Source organism: Mycolicibacterium psychrotolerans, from assembly GCF_010729305.1.
Lineage (GTDB): Bacteria > Actinomycetota > Actinomycetes > Mycobacteriales > Mycobacteriaceae > Mycobacterium > Mycobacterium psychrotolerans.
The window spans coordinates 1,699,884-1,724,513 of the sequence record NZ_AP022574.1; the positions used below are offsets into that span (position 1 = coordinate 1,699,884).

At 67.1% G+C, this 24,630-nt stretch carries 21 protein-coding genes and 1 tRNA gene; 5 read left to right on the plus strand and 17 right to left on the minus strand.

The genetic code is table 11. The features are described from left to right. Positions 1-2: 2 nt before the first annotated feature. The 5 genes from G6N45_RS08375 to G6N45_RS28005 form a co-directional block, all read right to left on the minus strand. Entirely contained in the window at positions 3-2,021 is a 2,019-nt protein-coding gene (locus tag G6N45_RS08375; protein ID WP_163721567.1) for a glycoside hydrolase family 183 protein, read from the minus strand. A gap of 160 nt (positions 2,022-2,181) precedes the next feature. After that, positions 2,182-4,743 carry an ABC transporter permease gene (locus tag G6N45_RS08380; protein ID WP_163721569.1) on the minus strand — a complete coding sequence of 854 codons (2,562 nt, stop codon included), beginning with the start codon at positions 4,741-4,743 and terminating at the stop codon, positions 2,182-2,184. After that, a complete protein-coding gene (locus tag G6N45_RS08385; RefSeq protein ID WP_246228921.1) occupies positions 4,740-5,459 on the minus strand; it encodes an ABC transporter ATP-binding protein in 720 nt (239 codons plus the stop codon). The genes G6N45_RS08380 and G6N45_RS08385 overlap by 4 nt, the downstream gene beginning before the upstream one ends. Before the next feature lie 81 nt (positions 5,460-5,540). Continuing rightward, a tRNA-Thr gene (locus G6N45_RS08390) sits at positions 5,541-5,615 on the minus strand. 391 nt (positions 5,616-6,006) lie between these two features. Beyond that, positions 6,007-6,432, minus strand: a complete 426-nt coding sequence (locus tag G6N45_RS28005; protein ID WP_246228922.1) for a hypothetical protein — start codon at positions 6,430-6,432, stop codon at positions 6,007-6,009. Positions 6,433-7,185: 753 nt separating this feature from the next. On the opposite strand from G6N45_RS28005, the gene G6N45_RS08400 reads away from it, so the two are divergent. Beyond that, a complete protein-coding gene (locus tag G6N45_RS08400; RefSeq protein ID WP_220100592.1) occupies positions 7,186-10,236 on the plus strand; it encodes a beta-propeller fold lactonase family protein in 3,051 nt (1,016 codons plus the stop codon). A gap of 118 nt (positions 10,237-10,354) precedes the next feature. On the opposite strand, the gene G6N45_RS08405 is transcribed toward G6N45_RS08400, so the two are convergent. Further along, complete coding sequence (locus G6N45_RS08405; RefSeq protein ID WP_057149216.1) at positions 10,355-11,089, minus strand: hypothetical protein; 735 nt, start codon at positions 11,087-11,089, stop codon at positions 10,355-10,357. Between the two features lie 95 nt (positions 11,090-11,184). On the opposite strand from G6N45_RS08405, the gene G6N45_RS08410 reads away from it, so the two are divergent. Beyond that, positions 11,185-11,901 carry a response regulator transcription factor gene (locus G6N45_RS08410; protein ID WP_163721573.1) on the plus strand — a complete coding sequence of 239 codons (717 nt, stop codon included), beginning with the start codon at positions 11,185-11,187 and terminating at the stop codon, positions 11,899-11,901. After that, entirely contained in the window at positions 11,879-13,357 is a 1,479-nt protein-coding gene (locus G6N45_RS08415) for a sensor histidine kinase (RefSeq protein ID WP_163721576.1), read from the plus strand. The genes G6N45_RS08410 and G6N45_RS08415 overlap by 23 nt, the downstream gene beginning before the upstream one ends. Here the strand turns inward: G6N45_RS08415 and G6N45_RS08420 are convergent. Continuing rightward, positions 13,350-13,754: an HIT family protein gene (locus G6N45_RS08420; protein WP_163721578.1), complete on the minus strand. Its 405-nt coding sequence runs from the start codon at positions 13,752-13,754 to the stop codon at positions 13,350-13,352. The genes G6N45_RS08415 and G6N45_RS08420 overlap by 8 nt on opposite strands. A 47-nt stretch (positions 13,755-13,801) precedes the next feature. On the opposite strand from G6N45_RS08420, the gene G6N45_RS08425 reads away from it, so the two are divergent. After that, the gene (locus G6N45_RS08425; RefSeq protein WP_163721579.1) at positions 13,802-13,993 is read left to right on the plus strand and encodes a hypothetical protein; all 192 of its coding nucleotides are present in this window, start codon (positions 13,802-13,804) and stop codon (positions 13,991-13,993) included. Here the strand turns inward: G6N45_RS08425 and G6N45_RS08430 are convergent. Then, complete coding sequence (locus tag G6N45_RS08430) at positions 13,963-15,495, minus strand: adenylate/guanylate cyclase domain-containing protein (protein ID WP_163721581.1); 1,533 nt, start codon at positions 15,493-15,495, stop codon at positions 13,963-13,965. The genes G6N45_RS08425 and G6N45_RS08430 overlap by 31 nt on opposite strands. 31 nt (positions 15,496-15,526) lie before the next feature. Here G6N45_RS08430 and G6N45_RS08435 point away from each other — a divergent pair, with 31 nt between their 5' ends. Continuing rightward, a complete protein-coding gene (locus G6N45_RS08435; protein WP_163721583.1) occupies positions 15,527-17,179 on the plus strand; it encodes a long-chain-fatty-acid--CoA ligase in 1,653 nt (550 codons plus the stop codon). Here G6N45_RS08435 and G6N45_RS08440 read toward each other — a convergent pair. The 9 genes from G6N45_RS08440 to G6N45_RS08480 form a co-directional block, all read right to left on the minus strand. After that, positions 17,169-18,008, minus strand: a complete 840-nt coding sequence (locus G6N45_RS08440; RefSeq protein WP_163721585.1) for an SDR family NAD(P)-dependent oxidoreductase — start codon at positions 18,006-18,008, stop codon at positions 17,169-17,171. The two genes, G6N45_RS08435 and G6N45_RS08440, sit on opposite strands and share 11 nt — an antisense overlap. A 25-nt stretch (positions 18,009-18,033) precedes the next feature. After that, positions 18,034-18,477, minus strand: a complete 444-nt coding sequence (locus G6N45_RS08445) for a nuclear transport factor 2 family protein (RefSeq protein WP_163721587.1) — start codon at positions 18,475-18,477, stop codon at positions 18,034-18,036. Between the two features lie 6 nt (positions 18,478-18,483). Continuing rightward, entirely contained in the window at positions 18,484-19,617 is a 1,134-nt protein-coding gene (locus tag G6N45_RS08450; protein WP_163721590.1) for an NDMA-dependent alcohol dehydrogenase, read from the minus strand. 90 nt (positions 19,618-19,707) lie between these two features. After that, positions 19,708-20,247: a nuclear transport factor 2-like protein gene (locus G6N45_RS08455; RefSeq protein WP_163721591.1), complete on the minus strand. Its 540-nt coding sequence runs from the start codon at positions 20,245-20,247 to the stop codon at positions 19,708-19,710. Positions 20,248-20,260: 13 nt separating this feature from the next. Further along, entirely contained in the window at positions 20,261-20,467 is a 207-nt protein-coding gene (locus tag G6N45_RS08460) for a ferredoxin (RefSeq protein ID WP_163721593.1), read from the minus strand. Positions 20,468-20,470: 3 nt separating this feature from the next. Next, positions 20,471-21,829 carry a lanosterol 14-alpha demethylase gene (locus G6N45_RS08465; protein ID WP_163721595.1) on the minus strand — a complete coding sequence of 453 codons (1,359 nt, stop codon included), beginning with the start codon at positions 21,827-21,829 and terminating at the stop codon, positions 20,471-20,473. Further along, positions 21,826-22,647 (minus strand): SDR family oxidoreductase, encoded by an 822-nt coding sequence (locus tag G6N45_RS08470; protein WP_163721597.1) that lies wholly within the window; start codon positions 22,645-22,647, stop codon positions 21,826-21,828. The genes G6N45_RS08465 and G6N45_RS08470 overlap by 4 nt, the downstream gene beginning before the upstream one ends. A gap of 12 nt (positions 22,648-22,659) precedes the next feature. Next, positions 22,660-23,868, minus strand: a complete 1,209-nt coding sequence (locus G6N45_RS08475) for a cytochrome P450 (RefSeq protein WP_163721598.1) — start codon at positions 23,866-23,868, stop codon at positions 22,660-22,662. Next, the gene (locus G6N45_RS08480) at positions 23,865-24,461 is read right to left on the minus strand and encodes a TetR/AcrR family transcriptional regulator (RefSeq protein ID WP_163721600.1); all 597 of its coding nucleotides are present in this window, start codon (positions 24,459-24,461) and stop codon (positions 23,865-23,867) included. The genes G6N45_RS08475 and G6N45_RS08480 overlap by 4 nt, the downstream gene beginning before the upstream one ends. Positions 24,462-24,630: the final 169 nt, after the last annotated feature.

Below are 24,630 nucleotides of genomic sequence, written 5' to 3' on the forward strand. Positions count from 1 at the left end.
AGCTACACCTTCGTCAGATCGGTGCGCATCAGCATGATGTCGTAGCTGGACCACAGCGACAGGTTCCAGTACAGATCCGACCCGGTGCCCTCGGTCGACGGCGACCACGGATGGAGCATCGGAGCGTAGATGCCGCCGGGCTGCTGGGTCATCAGCACCGCGGCGTCGGACCACACGCCCTCGGGGGTGTCGGAGGTCCGCATGACGATGCTGTTGTTCTGATCGCCGTAGAGCACCACGTACTTGCCGAGATATTCGTTGTACTGCACCGACATCTCGCTGACCGTGTAGCCGGGTTTGAGGAAGCCCCAGAATCCGCCCGACTTCCCGATGATCGCCGTCGCCGAGGTTGGTCTGCCCTTTACCCAGGCGGCTGGAGTAGTGCCGAAGATGCTGGACTTGGCCGCCTTGTAGTACTCGTACTTGCTGACATCGAGGATGTTTTCGGGCGCGACTCGGGCGAGGTAGGCCGCTCCCTGGCGCCCGTTCGGGGTGCCGTACACGTAGACGTTGCCGTCGCTGCCCTTGACGAATGCGGACTGCTGGAAGTTCTTGTTACTGCTCAGGAACGAGTTGTAGCGCACGCTCTTGGGGTCGACGGTGAAGATCTCTCCGTTGTTGTAGGAGTAGGCGATCGCCGAGTAGTTCGTGGTCCACCTGCCAGCCGAGCCCCATTTCGACACCGACATGAAGCTGACGTACTGCACAGTGCCGTAAGGTGTGTCCTCCGTGACCTCGGTGGGCAACGAAACACCGGCGGTCGGGATCAGCGTCACCGAGTTCGGCAGCCACAGGGGCCGATTGACGATCGGCCGCGCGTTCACCGGGCCGTCCAGCGGTGCGCCGCCGAACATGTTGCCGGTGCGCCACTCCCCGTCGGTAATCGTGATCCCGTCGGACAGGTCAGAGTCCGCGCTGCGGAACAACGTGTTGTAGATGTGCCTGCCAGTCATGTTGGCAGCGCTGAAGGTGTCGCCGACCGCGATGAGCACTTGATGTTCGTCGTAAGGCGTGTTCGGATCGTCGACCATGCCGTTGTCCCACATTGTCCCGACGTCGGTGCCGTAGACGCTGAACCGGTCGAGCGTGTTGGCCAGCGTCTCGTCCCCGTAGTGGTATTTGCCCGTCACCCAGCTGACGAAGTTGGTCGACGGACTCGCCTGCGGGTTGAGCCACGGCGAGTACGGGGTCAGCGCCGCGGCAGCCGCCTGCTGGTCGGTGACCGTCAGAGCGGTGGTCTGCAGATGTGGAGTGCGCGCTGCCGACAGGCTCTCGAGTTCGCGGCGGACGGCTGACATCAGCGCCCACAGAAACGGCGGCGCGGGAGACTGACCTTGGCCGCCGGAGCCGGCGCGCTGGTGAGCCCAGTCGACCATGCTGCGCACCACGTTGACGACGGCCCTGAGCAGGGGCCGGTCGACGGGGTCGGCCTGCTGGTCGGTGCTCACCGCCGACGTGGTGATGGTGCGTGAGGCGGTGCTGGGCGCGGCGGTGTCTGTCTCGGTGTCGGTGCGCAGCGTGAGCGTGGCCGACTCGCGGTGAGGCTGTGCCGGGTCGTTGGAGGTGGTAGTGATCCGCGACAGCCGCGTGGAACGGGTGTCCTGCTTCGGCGTGGTTGACGCGTCCGTCGTCTCGGAGTCGTACTTCGTCGTCGTGTCCGACGACGTTGCGGCGGTCGCCTGCGCCGGCTTCTTCCACGACAGGCCCTGCTTGCGCTTCTTGGTCGGCGCCGGATCCTCGGCATCGGCGTCCGGATCCTCGGCATCGGCGTCGGGTGCGTCGGCCGTGTCCGGCGTGTCCGCCTTGTCCGTCTTGTCGGTGGTGTCGGACGCGGGCTTGGTGTCCGACGCGGTCGAGGTCTCGGTGCGCTCGGAGCTGTCCCTGCTCGCCGAGGCCGCGGGCTTCGACGTCGAGGACGCGTCGGTGTCCTCGGCCATCGCTTGTCCTGCGAAGACCACTGAACCGATACCCAAAGCGACGGCCAGGGCGCCGACACGGCCGACGTACGCTGCGGAACTCAAAAGAAAACCCTCCAGAAGCGGTAAGTGTCCCCCGACGTACTCGTCATTCAATCGCAACACAACAGGGGCGACCAGCAAAAGGGAAGTTCGGCACTACTTTCGTTTCCCGACCGTGATGTATGCCGATCCTTGCCGGGTGCGGTCAATCAGCAAACAGCTTCTAGCTGTTGCGCAGCACCTCGGCCGTCTCGAGCCGGCGTGACCGGATCACGGGATACAGCGCGGCGGCGAGGACGAGCCCGAATACGGCGGCGACCCCGATCCGGAGGGGCAGTGTCGGCACCCCCCAGTCGATGGCGATGCCGTAGTAGACCGGCGAGCCCAGCGACCACAGATAGGTCAGACCGATGCCGCCGAGCACGGCCAGGACGGCGACCATCGAGGCGAGCAGGATCGCGTTGGCAACGATCACCAGCTGCTCCTGTCGGGAGGTTGCCCCGACCGCCCGCAGCACGGCCCGCTCGCGGGTGCGCTGCACCAAGCCCAGCACGAACACGTTCAGCACGCTCACGCCGGCTGCCGCCATCACCACGTAACCGGCGATCGTGAACGGCTGCAGGAAGCGGGTGATGCCGCGGGTGGCCTCCGAGCGCCACTGATCGTTGTCGTACACTCGCAAGCCGGCGCCTAGCTCGGTGAAGTCGCCACGGTGGGCGGCGGCCTCGGCAGCGGAGGAGTAGGCCACCGCGACCTGATCACGCTGCGCGGCCCAGTCGGTGCGGGCCAACGGCGCCGATACCAGCACGATGTCGCCGACCGCGGCGTCGTTGACCATCCGCGGACGGAAGATCCCGGCGACGTCGAACGTCTTTGGGCCCGCCACGGTGGGAAGCTGCACTGTGTCGCCCGCGTCGACGCCGAGCCGGCTCGCGGCGATCTCACTCAGCCCGACGGCCCCGCGTGTCAGGCCCGTCCAGAAGCTGTCTGGGGCGTCCGGCTCATACAGCGCCGTGCTGTACCAGTCGCCCGGCGCGACCCCGGCAACCAGCCGCGACTGGGTGCCTGACTGGATCGTCGACCGCCACCGCGACGACACGCTCCGGCCGTCGGCCGCATCGGCGATCAGCTGGTAGGTGCCCTCGGTGAGCCGGCCGTCCCGCTGATCCAATACTGATTGAGGGGAGATCAGCAGGGCGGCCGGCAGTCGGGCAGCCTTCTGCGCGGCGATCTGTTGGGTGCCGAGGAGTTGCATGCTCTGCGACCCGATGGCCAGGCTAGCCGCCTCGGCGAGCAGGGCGGCCGACAGCGCGAACAGCAGGGCGTAGCGGCGGAAGTCGGCGCTCAGCAGACGTCCGAGTGCCGGCCGGGCGGTCGTGATGAGGGCGATCAGCGGGCCTGCGGCACGCGGCGCGATCGACACCGTGGTGAGCGCCACCCCCCACAAACCCACCGTCATGGCGTCGACGCCGACGCGGACCGGCCATGGCCCGTGCGAGAACACCGTCGACGCCGCGACGGCGCCCGCCAGCAGGCTGGTGCCGGCGAGCAACGGCCACAACGCAATCCGCCTTTCCCGCTGCATGCCGCCGACGCTCGCCATCGACGCCAGCGGGCCGGCACGGATGAGCCGGGCCGCCGGTCCGCTCATCGCGAGGATTCCGCAGATGGCACCGGCGGCCGCGGCGGTGACGACCAGGTCGGGCGTGACGGGTGCGGTGATCGTCGCTCCGGACCCGGCCAGCATCGACTGCCCGAAGCGATCCACCAGGTACGCGCCCAGAAGGAAGCCGCTCGGCGCGCCCAGCAGTCCACCGAGCACACCGACCACGGCGCCCTCGCCCATCATTCCGCCGAACAACCCGACCGGCCCCGCGCCGATGGCGCCGATGGTTCCCATCACCGTGCGCCGGTCCTCGACCGCCAGCAGGATGGTGTTCACCGCTATCAGGATCCCGACGACGATGCCGGCCAGCGCGACCAGGTCGAGACTCTGCTTGCTGTTCTCGAACACGGCCGGCAGTTGCGGGCGGGGCGGCCCGGCGGTCGCCACCCCGGCGACGACGCGGTCGACGTCGGCCGCGACGTTGGACGCATCAGCGCCCGGCACGACGAAGGCGGCGGTGACGTATCCCGGGGCGCCGAGCAGACGTGCCGCGAGTTCCGCGCTCGGCGCGAGCAGGACGTAGCCGTCATTGATGCCTTTGACCCGCTCGAACTCCGCGAACGTCCACCCGACGTGCGCAGACCCGGGAGTCAGCCCCGGGATGCGCACTTCGTCACCCGGATGTAGATCATCTCGTTCGGCGATCACGGCAGGAATCTGCAGCGGCACGCCGGGACCGGCCGCCGGTGGGTCGGTGCGGGCGCGGCGCTCGCAGTCGAACGGGCCCACCAGTAGCTCGATCTGGCACGACCCGCCGAGTAGGAAGAAGCCGTGGCTGCCGTTCGCGGCGCGTACCGGGGTCAGGCTTCCCACGATCGGGATGACCGCCTCGGCCCCTGTCACCTCCGTGCGCAGCCGCTCGACCACGCCGAACGGCAGCCGGCCTTCGACGTTCGGCGTCACCTCGATGACCCCCACGCCGGCGGCGTTCACCAGCGATGGACCGAACGAGTCGAATGGGCGGACGAGTTCGGATTTGAGGATGAGGACACCCAGAACCACCGTCACGCCGATCGCGACTCCGATGACACTGAGCGAGGTTCGGCGCCAATCTGCGACCAACGCGGCGAGGTGGATGCGTCGGAACGACAACCACTGCGCACGCAGCCTGCGCGTCACGCCTGCCCCACGACGGCGGTGACCGCGCTGGTATGCCCGTCGACCAGATGCAGCTCGCGGGACCCGTAGCTCGCCGCGGCCCGGTCGTGGGTCACCATCACGACCGCTGTGCCGTCCTCGTCGGTCAAGGCGCGCAGAAGGTCCAGCACCTCCGCCGATGAGTGACTGTCCAGGTTTCCGGTGGGCTCGTCGGCGAGCACTATCGACGGCCTGGCCACCAACGCGCGCGCCACCGCCACGCGCTGCAGCTGACCGCCCGACAGCTCAGCCGGCCGGTGCCGCGCCCGGTCGGCGAGCCCGACCCGGGCCAGCAGCTCGGCGGCGCGGGCGTCGGCCCGGCGCGCGGGAACGCCGTCGAGCACCAACGGCAGTGACACGTTCTCCACGGCGGTCAGCATCGGCACCAGATTGAAGAACTGGAATACGAAGCCAAGATGGCGGCGGCGGAATGCGGCACGGGCCGCGACGCTCATCGACCAGACGTCCTGGCCGGACACCGCCACAATTCCGCGGTCCGGTTCGTCCAATCCGCCCGCGACATGCAGCAGGGTCGACTTGCCGGCCCCCGACGGTCCGGTCACGACGACGAATTCGCCTGCGTACAAGGTGAAGTCGACGTCATCGAGCACGTGCACCTGTTCGTCGCCTCTGCGGTACGTCTTCTGGACTCCCTCGAGCCGCAGCACCGGGTCGTTGATCACCCGGGTAATCGTCACGCCGCGCTGCGGCGGCGGGCGCAGTAGCGCGCTACTGCACTTCGCGCGCGATCGCGGCGTCTCGTCGGGCCGCGAGGGGCATGGAGCCCCCTGTCAGGATTGAACTGACGACCTACGCTTTACAAGAGCGTTGCTCTACCGCTGAGCTAAGGAGGCGTGCGGAAGCCAGCTTATCGGGTTCGGGCCCAGTCCTCGACGTCGATCCCGGAGCCGACGCGCAGGACTCTGGACGCTGGTGGACCGTCATCTCCCAGCGCCGGCTCACCAGGCGCGTCTCGACACGCCCGACGTTGCCATTCCCGCGGCTTGATCGCCTCCGGTCGGCGCACGATGACCGGATCGTCGGACCCTTTGTGCGCGCCCACTCCGGCTCCAAGAGCGCCACGGAGCGCTCAACCAACCGTGCCGTGGACTCCGACAGCACACGCCGCCCGGCGGTGCTACCGATTCCATCTCCTGCGCGAACCCGACCGGCTCGCCCATCGCGGCCCGATGCTGATCTTCGGCCCCACATTCGCGCTCCCGCCGGAGCTCGCCGGCGCCGTGATCACGACGATCGTCCCACCGCGGCAGATGACATCTTGCCGTCGGCGAAAAGGGCCTGGCCCTCGTCGATCGGGACGTCTAACCGTCTTTGTCGGTGAAGGTGCACCCACCGCTTTCGGAGTTTCCGTTGATCGCGAGCGCATTGGCCGTTGCCGGGCGCCAAGGCGACAACAGCGAGGGCGCCGACCAGTGTCGCTGCGTACTTGATGCCGGTCAGTGTGCGGATTGATTGGTCATTGTGGGATTCCCCCTCGTGGGGTGTCGAGAACAAATGATCCCGATCACGAAGTCCCGCGGTAATCGCCAGGAAGCCCGACTTCTCTCCAAAGAGAAAAGGTTTCGCTACCGTCAGGTCATCATCACCGCGACGGGGTGGCCGCAGGTGCAGTACTGCACTACTGAACTCGGTATGGGGAACCTCGGCCAAGATCTCACCATGGGCAGCGCATTATGCATCGGCCGAGTCGGGGGTTTGGCGGTCGCGCTGGGGGTGGGCATGGCGGTCGCCGCCTCTACGGGCGTTGCGTGGGCCGACGATTCTGCAACCGCGAGTTCGGAGAGCGCCAGTTCGGCAGGCGCCACCGACCACGGTAAATCCTCGGATTCCGACAGCACCCGACCGGGCCGAGGGAGCGGCGAATCCGAGGGTGAGGATTCGGGCAGCGACGATCCGGCCGGGCCCGTCGTCCACTCAGCTGCCGTGGACCGTGAGGTGTCGGGCGGCGTGGGGAAGTCTGATCGGCCGAGAAACAGGAAGCTGCGAGCGACGCGCGTGCTGGTCGGCGCCGACTCGGATACGAGCGGCTCGGCGCCTTCGGGTGGAGATACCTCAGTGCGGCAGCATGCGATCGCTGATCGGGCGCTGGAACAGCCCGCCGCGCCGCGGACCGTTGTGGCGGTCACCACCGGCACGTCCGCGCTGCTGGGGCCCGATGTGGTTGCCCAGCAGGAGGTTTCAGTGTCGTCGGCTGAATCGACACCGGGTCCGGGTTCATCGATGACCGACGGTCCGCTGTTACCGGTCGACTCGCCGCTGGAACTGGTTGTCGCAGCCTTGGGCACCCGTCAGCGGTCCGCCGGTGCGGCGCTGACTGGCCAAAGCGTTGAGAGCGGACAAACTTCGGTGGCCGCGATGGCGGCGCCGATTGTTCCCGGCCAGCCGATAGGTATTCCTGATCCGGTGACCGGAGTGGTGAACGGCACGGTGGTCGTCACCGATCCCGAAAGCGACACCCTGACGTTCGCCCTGGCCACTGAGCCGGACGGCGGAAAGGTCCAGCTGAACGCGCAGACGGGCGCTTACACCTATGCCCCCAGCCAGACGGCACGGTTGGCTGCCGGTGCGACGACGACGACCGACACCGACACCTTCAGCGTCACCGTCGGTGACGGGCAGCAGACCAGTACCGCGGTGGTGTCGGTGTACATCGCCCCGGCCCGGTTGGACACCAAGCCGCCGATCGCGGTGGGCAGCCGGCCCTCGGCGATGGTGGTCACGTCGGATGGCCGATTGTTCGTCGCCAACACCGGCGGCAACACCGTGTCGGTGATCAACACCGTCACCGGTCAACGTGTCGACGCCAACTCGAGCATCTTCTCCAAGGACATTTCGGTGGGCTCCGCGCCGGGGGCGTTGGCGCTGAGCGCCAATGGCTTGTGGTTGTACGTGGCCAACACCGGCGACCGCACGGTATCGGTGATCGACACCGCCACCTACAAACGCATCGACGCCAACCCGAGTATTTTCTCAACGCGGATCTCGGTGGGCTCGTCGCCGAGCGCATTGGCCGTCAGCAGCAATCGGCTGTATGTGGCCAACCGCGGCAGTAACACGGTGTCGGTGATCGACACCACCACCAACAAGCTGGTCGACATCAACCCGAATGTGTCAGGAAATCAATCCATTTCGGTCGGTTCGGCGCCCAGCGCGCTGGTGTCCATCGGCAAGCGATTGTATGTGGCCAACCGCAGCAGCAACACGCTGTCGGTGGTCAACACCGACACCGAAAGCATCGTAACCACCATTGCGGTGGGTGCCCAGCCGTCCAGCCTCGCGCTCGGCACCAACGGCCGACTGTATGTGGTCAACACCGGCAGCGGCACGGTCTCCGTGATCAATACCGCCACCAACGCCCCTGCGCCCTTCGACCCCAACGGTCGTGGAGCGAACCCCATTACGGTGGGCCCCTCGCCCAGTTCGGTGGCGCTGAGCCCCCTCGGTGATCTCGCCTATGTCGTCAACGGCAACGACACCATCTCGGTGATCGACACCGAGGCATTCAGGGTGATCCGCACCGAGGCGATCGACTCGGATCCGTCTGGCGACCACGTCATCGCAGTCACGCCCAACGGCACCATTTACGTCACCGACGCCGCCGACCGCACCGTGCGGGTACTGGCCATCACCCCCGGGAGTGCCGCATCCGTTGCGCGAACCGAGGTAGACCTCATCGGCGACAACGTCTCCCTCACCGGCTACCTGAATGGGAAGGTGTTCACCCCCGACGGCACCCGTCTTGTCATCACCACGGACGCGACCAACTATGACTTAGGCGGCGGCGCCACAAAGGTGGCGGTCATCAACACTGCCACGGCCAAACAGATCGGCACCACGCTCACCCTCGCCGGCGGTGAAAGTGGCACACCCCTGCTGAACGCCGACGGCACCCGCGCCATCATCACCATCGGAGGCTGGACGACCCAAGTGGTGGTGATCGACACGACCACGGGCGCCCAGGTCGGCAACACCTTCACCCTCGCCGGAGAAGTCGGATTTCCGACGGTGTTGAGCTCTGACGGTTCCCGCGCCCTGGTCTCCACCGCGTCCAGCGATCTGGTCACCGGCGGTACCCGAATGGCGGTACTCGACACGAAGACCGGCGCCCAGATCGGCACTACCCTGACCCTGCCCGGGTACCAGTCGGCGACGTGGAGCGCCGATGCAACTCACGTCCTGGTGACCACCATGGAGGGAGACTGGGAGACGGGATTCACGACCCGGGTCGTCGTCGTCGACGCCACCACCCACCAAGCCAGCACCACCCTCTCCCTCGCCGGCCGCCTACTCGGCTCACCGCTGTTCAGCGCAAAGGGCACACGTGCGCTTGTCGTCACCGACGCTGACGCCTCCACCTCGGTGGCGGTGTTCAATCCCGTCACGGGATCTCAGGTCGGCACTACGTTGACCCTCGCGGGAACGCAATCCGTGGTTATGAGCGCCGACGCGAACCGCGCCCTCATCGTCACCAGCGTCGACGACACCGTCACCCCAGCCTCCACCACCCTGGTCACGATTGTGGACGCCACCACCGGCAAACAGGTCGGCTCTACCGTCACCCTTATAGGAGCGCAGTCCGGCCCCGCTCGGGCCGCCGGTGCCGGCCGCGCGCTGGTCACCACCTACGTCGCCGACGGTTACACCGTCCTCAACACCCAGGTGACCGTGATCGACACCACCACCGCGGCCAAGATCGGCACAACCGCCACCCTCACCGGGCGCGCGGACGGCGAACCGCTGGTGAGCGCCGATGGCACCCGTGCGCTGATCACCAACAACGCTGGGGTCGCGGTAATCATCAACACCGCCACGGGCGCACAAGTCGGGCCCGCTCTCAGCCTCACCGGACGGCCGGCAGCCTTCCAACTCGCCGGTGCCGACGGCAACCGCGCTCTCATCACCACCACGGTGACCGGCTACGAAAGAATCGAGTACACCACGCGGGTGACGGTGTTCAACACCACGACCGGCGCGCAGGTGGGCACCACCCTGACGGTTCCCGGATCCGGCGCGCCGCTGATGACCGCAGACGGCACCCGCGCCCTGATCAGCACGGCCGTTTACGACCAGGGCGCATTGTTCTGGGTCGATCCGCACTCCACCCGGGTAGCGGTCATCGACACCACCACCGGTCAACAGATCGGCGCCACCCTCACCCTGTACGGCGGGATATACGGCGCACAACTGCTGAGCGCCGAGAGCACCCGGGCGCTGATCACCACGTCCCCATGGAACCCGGTCACCTACACCGGCACCTCCCGGATGGTGGTCGTCGACATGATGACGGGCAAACAAGCCGGCGGCACGCTGAGCATCGGTGGCGGAGCAGACTACGAACCACTCTTCAGCGCCGACGGCACCCGTGTGGTGTTTACCACGAACAGGCTCATCTCCTTTCCCTACTCGTCGCCCAGTGACACGGCTACCAGAGTGGCGGTTCTCGGGATCTCCTAGGGGCGTTGGGTTCCCGTATGTCAGTCTGCGGGTTGAACCGATGACCTTCCGTTTACAGGACGGGAGCTCTACCGCTGAGCTAAGGAGGCGTGCGGGGGCCAGCTTATCGGGTTCAGGGTCATTCCTCGATGTCGATCACCCGCTGCGGCGTCGCCGGACGCGCGCCGAACCGGCCGCGCGGGCGCCGGCCCGGCAGCGGGATCCGGTCGGCGATGTTGCTCAGCGGATTCACCACCTGGCTGAGCACGATCACCGCCTCGCGCAGCGCTTCGATCGTCGGCTCCAGCGCCTCTAGACCCGGCGTCAAGCGGTTCAACGTGTCTGCGACCGTCGCGAGTTGTTCGAGCGGGCCGTTGCGCGCGGTGAGCGTGTCGACGACACCGCCCTCGGCGAACAGCCGGTCGGCCACGCCGTCCTCGGCGAGCAGGCGATCGACCAGTCCGTCCTCGGCCAGCAGTTGGTCGACCAGCCCGCCGGGCTCGATGGCGCGCATCAATCCGCCGTCATCCTGGGTCAGGCGGTCCAGCGCGCCGCCGGGAGCGGTCAGCCGGTCCACCACGCCGCCGGGTTTGAGCAGCCGGTCCAGCGCACCGTCCGGGGCGAGCGCTCGGCCGAGCGGCTGATCCTCGTCCATCAACCGGGCCAGCCGGTTGGCCCGCTCCACCGCGTCCTGCACACCCAGCATCGACGCGAACGACGTCGGCGTCTGACGGACTCCGTCCCGGGTCTCACCCAGCGCTTTGCGGGCGATGCCGAGACCGCCGCTGGCCACTCCGAGGCCGGCGTCGGCGACGGCCAGGCCGACCCGCATCGGGGCCAACGCGACATCGCTGAGTGATCTGCCGAGATTCATGCGCCCAGTCTAGGAACAAGCCAAGATGGAACTCACAGGAAGTACACAGCGAGCGTGCAGCACCCTGCCAACCGCAGCGATGAACATTGAGGGCTATGGCGATGCCTGCGCACGAACACGTTCCCGAAGCACGCGTCCTGGTGGTCGACGACGAGACCAACATCGTCGAGCTTCTCTCCGTGAGCCTGAAGTTCCAGGGCTTCGAGGTCTACACCGCGTCGAACGGTCCAGCTGCCCTCGACATCGCCCGTGAAATGCGGCCGGACGCGATCATCCTCGATGTGATGATGCCCGGCATGGACGGCTTCGGGCTGCTGCGCCGGCTGCGCGCCGACGGCATCGACGCACCCGCGCTGTTCCTCACCGCGCGTGACTCTCTGCAGGACAAGATCGCCGGGCTGACGCTCGGCGGCGACGACTACGTGACCAAGCCGTTCAGCCTCGAAGAGGTGGTGGCGCGGCTGCGGGTGATCCTGCGCCGCACCGGTGGCGGCGCGCAGGAGCCCCGCACCTCGCGGCTGACGTTCGCCGACATCGAACTCGACGAGGACACCCACGAGGTGTGGAAGGCCGGCGAGCCCGTCTCGCTGTCGCCGACGGAGTTCACGCTGCTGCGCTACTTCATCATCAACGCGGGCACGGTGCTGTCGAAGCCCAAGATCCTCGACCACGTGTGGCGTTACGACTTCGGCGGCGACGTCAACGTCGTGGAGTCCTATGTGTCGTATCTGCGCCGCAAGATCGACACCGGCGACAAACGCCTGCTGCACACCCTGAGGGGTGTGGGGTATGTACTTCGCGAACCCCGTTGACAATGGAGGCGTGGGTCAGATCAGACGCGGGATTCCGCTCCGAGTAGGGCTGGTCGCCGCCACGCTGCTGCTGGTGGCCTGTGGGCTGCTGGCCTCCGGGATCGCGGTCACCACGATCATGCATCACAGCCTGATGAACCGCGTCGACGACACCTTGCTCGACGCGTCCCGGGGGTGGGCACAGGTGCCGAGGCAGGTCCCGGCCACCCCGGTCGACCCGAATCCGGCGCGGCCACCCTCGGACTACTACGTGCGGGGTATCGATCCGGACGGCAATGCGTGGGTTGCGGTCAACGACCGCGATGCCGAGCCCGCGCTTCCCCCGGACAACGATGTCGGGCCGCTGCCGGTGACGGTCGGCAGCGTCGACCACATGAACGTCGAGTGGCGCGCGATGACCGTACGCGGCCCCCGGGGTGAGTTGACCACGGTCGCGATCGACCTCTCCGACGTGAAGTCCACAACGCGCGCCTTGGTCTACGCCCAGGTCGGCATCGGTGTCGCGGTGCTGCTCGTGCTGGGCATCGTCGGCTACGCGGTGGTACACCGCAGCCTCAAGCCGCTGGCCGAGGTCGAGCAGACGGCCGCCGCCATCGCGGCGGGCCAGTTGGACCGACGAGTGCCCGAGCGTGATCCGCGCACCGAGGTCGGCCGGTTGTCGCTGGCGCTCAACGGCATGCTCGCCCAGATCCAGCGGGCGCTGGCGTCCTCGGAGTCCTCGGCGGAGCAGGCGCGCGAGTCCGAGGACCGGATGCGCCGGTTCATCACCGACGCCAGCCATGAGTTGCGGACGCCGTTGACGACGATCCGCGGCTTCGCCGAGCTGTACCGGCAGGGCGCCGCCCGCGACGTCGAGATGCTGATGGGCCGCATCGAAAGCGAGTCCCGCCGCATGGGGCTGCTCGTCGAGGACCTGCTGCTGCTCGCCCGCCTCGACGCGCAGCGCCCGCTCGAACACCATCGCGTCGACCTGCTGGCCCTGGCCAGCGACGCCGTGCACGACGCGCAGTCGATCGCGCCGCGGCGCCCGATCCGCATGGAGGTCTTCGACGGACCGGGCACTCCGGAGGTGCTCGGCGACGAGGCGCGGCTTCGTCAGGTGTTGTCGAACCTCGTGGCCAACGCGTTGCAGCACACCCCGGAAACCGCCGGGGTCACGGTGCGTGTCGGCACCGACGGCGACACCGCGGTGCTCGAGGTGTGCGATGAGGGGCCGGGCATGAGCGTCGAAGACGCCCAACGGGTGTTCGAGCGGTTCTACCGGGCCGACTCGTCACGGGCGCGCGCCAGCGGCGGCACCGGTCTGGGCCTGTCGATCGTCGACTCGCTGGTCTACGCGCACGGCGGCAAGGTCACGGTGACCACCGCGCCGGGGCACGGCTGCCGGTTCCGGGTGAGTCTGCCGCGCATCGCCGAGGCGGCGGTGGTCGAGGAGCCGTCGGTACCCGTCAGCTGAGTTCGGCGATCGCGGCCTTGATCCTGCGCTGTGCGTCGTCGAGCGATTCCGGCGACGCGTTGTTGTCGACTCCTGCGAATCCGAAGTCCGAGAGCTCGCGCGCCGGGAAGACGTGCACGTGAAGATGCGGCACCTCCAGGCCGGCGATGATCACGCCCGAGCGCTCGGTGTCGAACGCTCTGCACACGGCCTTGCCGATGAGTTGGGCGACCTCCATGACGCGGGCGAACACCGGGGCGTCGATGTCCTGCCAGTTGTCGAGCTCCGCGCGTGGCACCACGAGCGTGTGGCCCTGCGTCATCGGCTGGATGGTCAGGAACGCCACGATGTCGTCGTCTTCGTAGACGAATCGGCCCGGCAGTTCGCCGTTGATGATCTTCGTGAACACGGTCCCCATGATCACGAGCATGCCATCCGACACGGCTGTGGCTACGAACACATCACATGGAAGCCAATGAACTGAGCCAGCTGCTGCTGGCGTCTCCGCTGTCTGTCGTTCCGGCCGCTGTCATGGTGGTGCTGACTGCGCTGACCATGCGCTCGGTGATCAAACGCGATCAAGCCATGCTGCCGCAGCGCCGGCCGTCGGACGTGGCCCGGGCGTCCTACGTCGAGCGCTGGCGCACGCGGACCTGAGCGGTGTCGACACCGAACACCTGGATGGGTGCCGACTTTCCTTTCAGCACATGAAACCCGCGATCGGTCAGCCCGGATGGCCGTGTGGCCATGGCGTCGACGCACTGCGGGGTGAGCAGAATGGCATCCCCGGTCGTCTTGGTCAGTTGCTCGACGCGGGACGCGACGTTCGTCGTGTCGCCGATCATCGCGTACTCGAGATGGCCGCCTCCGCCGATGGTCCCGGCGATCACCACACCGGTGTTGATCCCGATGCCGATCCGCATCTCGCCGCCGAAGCGATCGGTGACCAGACGCCGGATCACGAGAGCAGCGGATACGGCGGCGCCGGCGTGGTCGGCGATCTCGTTCGGTGCGCCGAACACGGCCATCGTGCCGTCGCCGAGGAACTTGTTGATGTGCCCGCCGGCATCGACGACGGCGGGCACGACGATCTCGAACAGCGCGTTGAGCCGAGCGACGGTGTCCTCGGCCGTGTTGACTTCGGCGAACTCGGTGAAGTCCCGGATGTCGAGGAACATCACGCTGACCTCGCGGCGCTCGCCGGTGAACGCATCGTCGCCCTGTTCGAGAAGCCGCGCCGACAAAGCCGGATCCACGTAGTTTCCGAAAGCCGCGTGAAGTCGTTGTCGCTCAGCCAATCCCGCCTGCATGCGGTTGAACGACGCCGCAAGCGCACCCAGATCATCGTCCTGGACCACCGGCAGCCGTTGGCTGTAATCTCCCGCCGCAACGCGCTCGGTGCCCCTTGCGAGGTCGCGGATGGGTAAGAACGACTGGGAGGATGCCGCGCCGACGGTGATCGGGACGGCGAAGCCGACCATCATTCCCGCGCCGACGACGACGGCGAGCACGGGTTCGGGAGCGGCCCGCAGTATCACCGCACCCAAGATCGCGCCGGATATCGCGTTCCCGAACACGGCCGCGAGGATGGCCATGTTCGACCAGGTGGCGAAGCTCGGCCGTGAACGGGGCAGGGAGTCACCGATTCCGCTGTCGCCGGCGATGTCGATCCTGGCTGGTCTCATCGCGCCCTCCAGGAAGCTGCGTGCGCCCACCAGTTGGGCGCCGGCGCCGACGGCGGCACCCAGGATCGCCCACTGCGCCGGCCGTGACGCGCCGGCCCCGGCGACGGTCGCGACGGCGATCGCGGTCGCGCCCATCGCCACACCGGTGTCGACCACCGTTCGAGTCACCGTGTGCCGAGCCCAGCTGTAGGTGGCCGTCAGTGCGCTCCGACGATCGACCTCCTGGCCGGCGGCCCACCGCTCGACGACACGGATTCCGCCCAAGCCGGGCAGGATGTTCACGAACGTCATCACCGGCACGGCGGTCGCGACGATCACGCCGACCTCGACATAGCGATCGGACTTCTCGAAAGCGACGATGGCGAACGCCGACACGAGGAACACAGCAACGCCGATGCCGCAGGCGACCGCGTAGATGACCCAAGAGTATCTCGTCGCGCAGTTCTTCCACGCCCACTGCCAGATGCGGTCCATGCCGGGAGGTTAGAGGGGTTAGCCTGGCCGCATGCTGGGTTTGATGCAGGACCGGCCGTTGATGATAGCGTCGTTGATCGAGTATGCGTCGGCCTTCCACGGCGACACCGAGATCGTGTCCCGGCTCCCTGAGGGTCACGTGCGACGCTCGACGTGGCGTCAGGTCGGTGAGGTGTCCAAGCAGGTCGCCAACGCGTTGACCGAATACGGTGTCCAGCAGGGCGACCGGATCGCGACACTGGCCTGGAACAGCGACCGCCACCTCGCGCTGTATTTCGGCGTCTCCGGCACCGGCGCGGTGATGCACACCGTCAACCCACGTCTGTTCCCCGAGCAGATCGCCTACATCATCAACCACGCCGAAGACCGAATACTGTTCTTCGACATCACCTTCGCGCCGCTGGTCAGCAGGCTCGCGGCCGAACTGGCCACGGTGCAGACCTACGTCGTGATGACCGATCGCGAGCACATGCCGGACGTACCCGGGGTTCCGGAGGGGTCGCTGCTGTGCTGGGACGAGTTCATCGGCAGGCAGTCCACGCACTACGACTGGCCCGAGTTCGACGAGAACAGCGCCTCGTCGCTGTGCTACACCTCCGGGACCACCGGCAATCCGAAAGGCGTTCTCTACTCGCATCGTTCGACGATGCTGCACACGCTGATGGCTGCGGCCCGGGATGCCAACGACGTCCACAGCGGATCGGTGATCCTGCTCGTCGTTCCCATGTTCCACGCCAATGCGTGGGGCACGCCCTACACCGCGGCGATGGTGGGCGCCACACTGGTGCTGCCCGGCCCCCACCTCGACGGTGAATCCGTCTACGAGCTGATGAAGACCGAAGGCGTGAATCAGTCGCAGGGCGTGCCGACGGTGTGGATGATGCTGTTCTCCTATCTCGACGAGCATCCCGAGATCGATCCGCACGAGCTGGGGTTGCGCATCGCCGGCACCGGCGGGGCGGCGCTGCCGCTGTCGATGATCGAACGGTTCGAGCGGGACTTCGGCGCCCAGGCCATGCAGGGCTGGGGGATGACCGAGACGTCCCCGCTGTGTGTGATCGGTCGGCTGCTCCCCAAGCACGAGCGGCTCAGCGAGAGCGAGAAGCACCAGATCTTGCTCAAACAGGGCCGCGGGATCTGCGGTGTGGAGCTCAAGATCGTCGACGACGATGGCAACCGGTTGCCCTGGGACGGCAAGGCTTTCGGTGAGGTGTGGGTGCGCGGACCGTGGATCGCCAGTGGGTACTTCAAGGGCGAGGGCGGCGAGAAGTTGGACGCGGAGGGTTTCTTCCCGACCGGCGACGTCGCGACCATCGACCCCGACGGCTACCTGCAGCTGGTCGACCGCGCCAAGGACGTGATCAAGTCCGGCGGCGAGTGGGTGAGTTCGATCGATCTGGAGAACGCGGCCACCGGACACCCGGCGATCGCCGAGGCCGCGGTGATCGGGGTGCCGCACCCGAAGTGGCAGGAGCGCCCATTGCTGCTGGTCGTGTTGCGCAAGGGGCAGAGCGCGACTCGCGAGGAGATCCTCGACTATCTGGCCGGCGAGGTCGCCAAGTGGTGGCTGCCCGACGACGTCGTGTTCGTCGACGAGTTGCCGCACACCGCGACAGGCAAGATCCTCAAGCTGGAGCTGCGTCGGCAGTACCGCGACCACCAGTTGCCCGGCGTCAGCTCCTGACCTGAGCCGAGACCTTCTCGGCGATCTCCTCGACGGTCCAGGGCGGCGCATCGTGGTGATCTCGGTAGGCGACGATCGCCGGGGCCGGGCGGTCGAAGCGGCCCACGAATCCGCCTGCGGCGATGAAGATCTGGCCGGTGACGTCTGCGGCGAGATCACTGGCCAGGTAGGCGTAGGTGGGCGCCGCGTACTCCGGCGGCGCGGCGTCCAGGGCACCCTGCATGCTGAGGTCGTCCAGCAGGCCGCGCCGATTCAACTCTGCGATGTGGGCTTCGTACTCGGGTCCGGTGGACAGCCGGGTCTTCGCACCGGGACACACCACATTGGCCCGCACCCCGTGTTCGGCGAGTTCGGCGGCGATCGCCAACGTCAGACCGTTGACCGCGCCCTTGCCCGCCGGATACCCGGTGCCGCCGTAGTCCCCGAGGAACGCGAACGAGCTGGTGTTGACGATCGCACCCGTTCCCTGCCGCGCCATCAACGGTGCCGCCGCGCGGCAGGTCTGGAAGACCGTGCCCAGGTGCGCGTCGATCAGGTCCTGGAACTGCGCGGGGGTGATCGTCAGGATCGAGGAGCCGGCGGGCTCGCCGGTCCCGGCGCAGTTGACCAGGATGTCGATGCGCCCGAACTCGCGTACGCAGGCGCCGATCAGGGCGTCGGCGACTGCCGGATCCGACGGTGAGCCCGCGTGACCGACAGCTGCGGAAATCCCTTGCGCCGCTTGGTCGACGGCGTCCGCATCCCGTCCGTTGACCACGACCCCGGCGCCGAGATCGGCCAGCAGCGTGGCCACCGCCAATCCGACGCCACGCGTGCCGCCCACCACCACCGCGCCGCGACCCGACAGCGGTTCGCTAATTCGTGGTCCCCGCTTCCGAGAACGTCATCGCGTCCATGTTCCAGTAGCCGCGCAGGTTGGTGATCAGGCCCGCATCGTCGACCCGGTAGGTGAACACCCCACGGACCGTGGCGACGAAGCCATTGGGGAACGTGGTCTCCAGCACCAGGATGTAGGCGATCTCGCGTGCGCTGCTCGAGGGGAACGTCTCCTCGCAGGTGATGCGCAGCCGGTTGGGACCGATGTTGGTGTCGAAGAAGGCCGCGAGGGCCTCCTTGCCGCGCACCCCCGTGCCGTCGGGGTTGGTGACGGCCTCGCCGATCGGGTCCTCGACGACGATGTCGTCGGACATCAGGGCCAGCCAGCCCTCCCGGTCGCCGCTCTGGACGCAGCGCCACGACGCGCGGGACGCGGCGACCACCGGTGCGAGCGCCACGGTGCCGTTTTCAGGATCGGTCATGCGGACCTACCGGTCGGCGTCGGTGTATCGGATCACGCCGCGGATGTTGCGGCCCTCCAGCATGTCCTTGTAACCGTCGTTGATCTGCTCGAGCTTGTACTGCCGGGTCACCATGTCGTCGAGGTTCAGCCGGCCCGCCTTGTACATCGACAGCAGCTGAGGGATGTCGAAGTGCGGGTTGCCGCCGCCGAAGATGGTGCCCTGCAGGTTCTTCTGCAGCAGCGTGAGCATCGACAGGTTCAGCGTCACGTCGGAGCTGGCCATGTTCGCGACCGCGGTCACCACGCACGTGCCGCCCTTGGCGGTGATGTTGAGGTAGTTGTCGATCTCTTCGCCCTTGAGCTCACCGGTGGTGATGATGGTCTTCGAGGCCATCCGGCCCTGGGTGACCTCGGCGACGCCCATCATGGCGCTGCCGATGTCGGGGTAGACGTGCGTGGCGCCGAACTTGAGCGCCTGGTCGCGCTTCCACTCGACCGGGTCGATGGCGAAGATGTTGCGGGCCCCCGCATTGAGCGCGCCCTGCAGCGCACCCATGCCGACGCCGCCGATGCCGGCGATCACGACGTCGTCGCCGGGGCGGACGTGCGCGCTGCGCACCGCCGAGCCGTAGCCCGTGGTCACGCCGCAGCCGACGAGACAGGCCACCTCGAACGGGATGGACGGGTCGATCTTCACCACGGAGCTCTTGTGGACGACCATGTACGGGCTGAACGTGCCGAGCAGGGTCATCGGGATGACGGGGGTGCCGTCCTTGACCGCGTGAATGCGGTGGGTGTTGTCGGAGACCGCGGTGCCCTGCAGCAGCATCGCGCCCAGGTCGCAGAGGTTGCGCAGACCGGCCTGACAGGACGGGCACGAACCGCAGGACGGGATGAACGACAGCACCACGTGGTCACCGGGCTCGAGCCCCTCGACGCCCGGGCCCACCTCGGTGACGATGCCGGCGCCCTCGTGGCCGCCCAGGACCGGGAAACCGGCCATCGGGATGTCGCCGGTGACCAGGTGGTGGTCGGAATGGCACATTCCGGACGCTTCCATCTGGATCTTGACCTCGTCCTTGACGGGGTCGCCGATCTCGATCTCCTCGATCGACCAGGGCTGGTTGAACTCCCAGATCAGAGCGCCTTTGGTCTTCATATCTCCTGCTTTCGACGGGTGCCTCTGTCACCAGACTAGAGGCTCTAGTTAGCCACATCACACCGCCCCCAAGCAACCGCTTGGTGGTGTTCACCAGATCGGGACGGGGGCCTCGCCGAGGGGGTAGTACCCGGGCAGTTTCTCCCCGGCCAGCGAGCGCTCGATGCGCTTCTGCATGGTGGGGGTGAGGTCGCCCGACTCGATCAGCTTCAGGAACGCCTTCTGCACGTGGCCGAAGTCGAAGAAGTCGCGCTGCCATTCGATGAGCAACTGGTCGTTGAGCCGGAACCAGCTGCCGCCGATGCCGTAGATCTCGTCGCGCGAGCCGTCGCTCTTGTTGGCGATCTGCTTCCAGAAGCCGACGATCTCGTTCTGCTTCTCGTCGATGAGCACCTTCTGGTATTCGTAGACCCAGTTCTCCAGGCCCTCCATCTCCAAACCAAGCGCGACATCGCGGATCTCGTTCTTGTTGAGACACATGACGTCTTCTTTGGGGCCGATGTTCCAGCCGTAGGTCGCGTCGTCGGTGTAGAAGTCCGCCAACGGTTTCCAGTCGCCCGCCTTCTCCGCGTCCTGGTTGGCCGTCAGCCAGCGCTGGACCCAGTCCTCTAATTGTTCGCGTGACGCCATTGCGCTTGACCTTTCAGTCGTTCTCAATGATTGACAGTGCTCGGGTGGGACACATCTCGACAGCCCGCTCGACGTCCTCACGGATGTCGTCGGGAGGTTCCGAGTCGACGATTTCCACGATGCCCCGCTTGGGCACCGAAAAGACGTCGGGCGCTTCCAGTTCGCACATGGCGTGGCCCTGGCACAGATCGGCGTCGACCTCCACGCGGTAGCTGCCCATGTCTCAGGCCCTGTCCTTGCGCCTGCGGTAGCGCACCTTCGCCGGTCGCGCCAACTGCACCACCATCTTGGAGTGATCATTGCGATAGGTCTCCGGCGGCTGCGCCATCTCGAACTCGTACTCGCGCAACAGCACCGAGAAGATCGCCTTGATCTGCATCTGGGCGAACGCCGCGCCCACGCAGCGGTGCTTGCCTGCGCCGAACGGGATCCACGTCCACCGGTTGATCAGGTCTTCCTGGCGCGGCTTCTCGTAGCGGTCGGGGTCGAACGCATCCGGATCGGGGAAGTCCTCGGGGATCCGGTTGGAGATGGCCGGGGACGCCGCCACCATCTGCCCCTTGTGGATCGGGTGTCCTGCCACCTCGAACTCGTCCTGGGCGACACGCATCAGGATGATCAGCGGCGGATGCAGTCGGAGAGTCTCTTTGAGCGCGTTGTCGATCTTCGGAATCTGGCGCAGCGCATGGAAACTCACCTCCTGGCCGTCGGCGTAGAGATCGTCGAGCTCCTGCTGGACCTGGGCGTGGTAGTCCGGGTGGCGCAGCAGCTCGATGAGCGTCCAGCTCGACGTTCCCGAGCTGGTGTGGTGGCCGGCGAACATCAGGGAGATGAACATGCCGGTGACCTCGTTGGCCGAGAAGCGCGGATTGCCGTCGTCGTCCTTGATCGAGACCAGGACGTCGAGCAGGTCGCGGTCACTCTTGTCGGTGGGCGGGTTCGCGATGCGGCCGTTCATGACCTCCTGGACCAACTCGACCAGGCTCGCCCGCGCCTCGTCACGGATGCGGAAGCTCTCGATCGGCAGGTAGGGGTCGACGTAGCAGAGCGGATCGGTGCCGCGTTCGAGCAGGTGGTAGTAGTTCGCGAACCGCGAGTCGAGCTGGTTGCGGAACTTCTGGCCGATGAGGCAGGCCGTCGACGTGTAGATGGTCAGCTCGGCGAAGAACTCCAGCAGGTCGATTTCGCCGTCGTCGCCCCAGTTCTCGATCATCCTGCGGACTTCGTTCTCGATCGTGGCGGCGTGGCCCTTCATCTGCTCGCCGCGCAGCGCGGTGTTGTGCAGCATCTCGGCCCGGCGCTCGGGGTCGGCGTCGAACACCACACCCTCACCGAAGATCGGCGTCATGAAAGGGTAGGCCTCGGCCTGGTTGAGCTCGCTGTCGCTGGAGCGGAAGAAGAACTCGTTGGCCTCGGCGCCGGAGAGCATCACCACCTGCTTGTCGGCGAGCTGGAACCAGCCGACGTCGCCGCATTCCTCGCGGATGCGCGTCATCAGGCCGATCGGGTCGGTGCGGAACTCCTCGAGGTGGCCGTGCTCGTCCTCACCACCTGAGACGCGGGGCACCACTGGGGTGGTCATGTCAGGTTCTCCTCGTTCAGCGTGAGCTTTTGGCGTTCCTTGGTGTCCGCCAGTGGGGCTTCGGGCTGCAGCTCCATGTTCGCGATGAAACCGCCCCGCGGGGTCTCGGCGACGAAGGTGATCGCCCTGGCGAGGTCGGCGGCGCGCAGGAAGTAGTCGTGACGGGCCTGGCCCCACTTGGCCCAGTCCTCCAGTGCGGGGCCGATCAGTTCGGCGGGCAGGCTCCAGCCCATCGAGGTCTTGGTGGGTCCGGGGTGCACGATCGACGCGCGCACGCCGGTGCCCTCGAGTTCCATCTGGTAGTTGTTCACCATGGCGACCAGCGCGGCCTTGGCCGCGCCGTAGGCGCCCATGTGCGGCCGTTGCCGCAACGCCACGTCGGAACCGACGAAGATCAGATCTCCGCGGCGGCGTTCGAGCATGCCGGGCAGCACCGCGGTGGCGACGCGGTTGGCGCCGATGAGGTGGATCTGCACCTGCGACTCGAACTGCTCGGTGCTGATCGCATCGAGCTTGCCGAAGTAGGTGTCGCCGGCGCCTGAGACGAGTACCTCGATGTCGCCGAGTTCGGAGGTGGTCTGCTCGACGGCGGCTTTGACCGAGTCGGGGTCGGTGACGTCGAGGTGCACCGCGACGGCTTCGCCGCCGGCGGCGCGGATCTGTTCGACGATCTCCTGGCATTTGTCCACGCGGCGCGCGCCGAGCGCGACCGGAAAGCCGTGTGCGGCAAGGTCGACGGCGGTGGCCGCGCCGATACCGGAGGAGGCGCCGGCGACCAGTGCGGGTCGGCGGTCGGGCAGTGGTTCGAATCGAGGCATGTGACGGGTCCTTCAGCGCACTTCCACGTTGATGGGCAGGTGGGCGAATCCGCGGACGTTGCTCGAGTGGACGCGGACGGCGTTGGCCTCGTCGACCTCGTATCCGCGGATTCGTTTGAACAGTTCGGCCAGCGCGACGCGGGCCTCCATGCGGGCCAGGTGCGCACCCAGGCAGAAGTGCGCGCCGCTGCCGAAACTCATCAGCTTCGAACCGATCTCGCGGCCGATGACGAAGTCGTCGGGGTTCTCGAAGACGCGCTCGTCGCGGTGCGCCGAGCCGGGCAGCAGCAACAGCACGTCACCGTCGGGGATCACGGTGTCATAGAGGGTGAGTTCCCCGACGACGGTGCGAGCGAGGACCTGGCTGGACGTGTCGTAACGCAGCGTCTCCTCGACCCACAGCGGCACCCGGCTCAGGTCGTCGTACACCGGCTTCAGCTGATCGGGATTGCGGTGGCCCCAGAAAGCGGCATTGGCAAGCAGTTTGGTGGTCGTCTCGTTCCCGGCGATCACCATCAGGAACATGAAGCCCAGGATCTCGTCGTCGGTGAGGCGGTCCCCGTCGATCTCGGCCTCGAGCAGGGCTGAGGTCAGGTCGCCGGTGAGCGCCGCGCGGCGCTCGGCGACCATGTTCTGGTAGTAGACGATGAGGTTGATCGAGGCCTCGACCGCCGCGGGCGGGACGTCGGTGACCCCTTCGTCGCGGTGCATCACGCCGTCGGCCCAGGCGCGGACCTGCGCGCGATCGGCCTGCGGAACCCCCATCAGCTCGGAGATGACGTCCATCGGCAGCTTGCCCGCGAATTCGTCGACGTAGTCCACGGTTTCGCCGTCGGAGGCTTTCTCGAGCATGGTGTCGAGGTGGGCGACCGCGATCTCGGTGACCCGGGGCTCGAGTTCGCGGATCCGGCGCGGGGTGAAGCCCTTGGAGACCAGGGTGCGCAGGCGCAGGTGGGCGGGATCGTCCATGGCGAGGAACGACATCGTCTTCGACGCGTGCGGACCGCGCGACGCCGGATCGAGCGACACCCCGAATTTGTTGGACAGCGTTGTGCTGTTGCGGAATCCGCTCAGCACGTCCTGGTGCCGCGACAACGCCCAGAAGCCCAGCTCGGAGTTGCGGTACAGCGGGGCCTCGTCACGCAGCCTCTGGTAGTACGGGTACGGATCTTCGTGGAAGTCGTAGTCGTACGGGTCGAGCAGGATCTCGCTCGTGGTCATTTCTCGTCTCCGACGATGAGGCCGACCACGTAGCTGAGGCGGTCGGCGATTTGGTGGTAGGTGAACGCGCCGCTGCCCGCGTTGACCAGCGCGCCGAAGAACGTCATCTCCAGCGCGGCCAGCGTGCGGGGATCGGCGTCGGGGCCGACGGCCGAGCGGATGCGCCGGTGGATCTCGCCGCCGATCCGTTCGCGTACGGCGCGCACCGCGGGATCGTTGCCCGACAGCAGCGCCGTCGTGCACGCGGCCGCCACCTCGGGTTCGTCGGCCACCGTCAAGGCCATGCTGCGCAGCGTCTTCTCGACGCGGCTGGTTGTGCTGTCGTTGACGTCGGTGAAGTACTCGACCTGCTGCACGAGGTCGAGGTAGATCTCGGCGATAAGGTGGTTCTTCGACGAGAAGTACGTGTAGGCGGTGGCCGGTGCGACTTTCGCCCGTGCGGCCACTGCACGCACGGTCAGTTCCGCGTAGGAGGTTTCGCGCAGCATCTCCAGGCCGGCGTCGAGCACCTTGCGGAACGTCTCTTCCTGCCGCCGATTGCGGCGCGCCGACCGGTCGGTCTCGGTGATCGCGGCGGCGGCATCACTGGACACATGTCCAACATATCCGACAGCCGGCTCGACAGGCAAGTGGATCGATGAAACCCCTGATGAAGATGGCAATTCCCCCGACAGGGCCAGGCGCTCTTGCTTGTCGAGCGCGGCGCGAGCTATGGTGCGACGGACATATGCCGGACAACTGTCCAGAGATGCAGACAGGGAG

Excerpts from the sequence above, each read along its gene's own strand:
- G6N45_RS08415 (WP_163721576.1), top strand. The coding sequence starts at position 11,879 with ATGTACTTCGCGAACCCCGTTGACAATGGAGGCGTGGGTCAGATCAGA.
- G6N45_RS08465 (WP_163721595.1), bottom strand. The coding sequence starts at position 21,829 with ATGACCACCCCAGTGGTGCCCCGCGTCTCAGGTGGTGAGGACGAGCAC.
- G6N45_RS08455 (WP_163721591.1), bottom strand. The coding sequence starts at position 20,247 with ATGGCGTCACGCGAACAATTAGAGGACTGGGTCCAGCGCTGGCTGACG.
- G6N45_RS08430 (WP_163721581.1), bottom strand. The coding sequence starts at position 15,495 with ATGGACCGCATCTGGCAGTGGGCGTGGAAGAACTGCGCGACGAGATAC.
- G6N45_RS08405 (WP_057149216.1), bottom strand. The coding sequence starts at position 11,089 with ATGAATCTCGGCAGATCACTCAGCGATGTCGCGTTGGCCCCGATGCGG.
- G6N45_RS08410 (WP_163721573.1), top strand. The coding sequence starts at position 11,185 with ATGGCGATGCCTGCGCACGAACACGTTCCCGAAGCACGCGTCCTGGTG.
- G6N45_RS08445 (WP_163721587.1), bottom strand. The coding sequence starts at position 18,477 with ATGACCGATCCTGAAAACGGCACCGTGGCGCTCGCACCGGTGGTCGCC.
- G6N45_RS08475 (WP_163721598.1), bottom strand. The coding sequence starts at position 23,868 with ATGACCACGAGCGAGATCCTGCTCGACCCGTACGACTACGACTTCCAC.
- G6N45_RS08450 (WP_163721590.1), bottom strand. The coding sequence starts at position 19,617 with ATGAAGACCAAAGGCGCTCTGATCTGGGAGTTCAACCAGCCCTGGTCG.
- G6N45_RS08470 (WP_163721597.1), bottom strand. The coding sequence starts at position 22,647 with ATGCCTCGATTCGAACCACTGCCCGACCGCCGACCCGCACTGGTCGCC.
- G6N45_RS08420 (WP_163721578.1), bottom strand. The coding sequence starts at position 13,754 with ATGGGGACCGTGTTCACGAAGATCATCAACGGCGAACTGCCGGGCCGA.
- G6N45_RS08425 (WP_163721579.1), top strand. The coding sequence starts at position 13,802 with ATGGAAGCCAATGAACTGAGCCAGCTGCTGCTGGCGTCTCCGCTGTCT.
- G6N45_RS08460 (WP_163721593.1), bottom strand. The coding sequence starts at position 20,467 with ATGGGCAGCTACCGCGTGGAGGTCGACGCCGATCTGTGCCAGGGCCAC.
- G6N45_RS08435 (WP_163721583.1), top strand. The coding sequence starts at position 15,527 with ATGCTGGGTTTGATGCAGGACCGGCCGTTGATGATAGCGTCGTTGATC.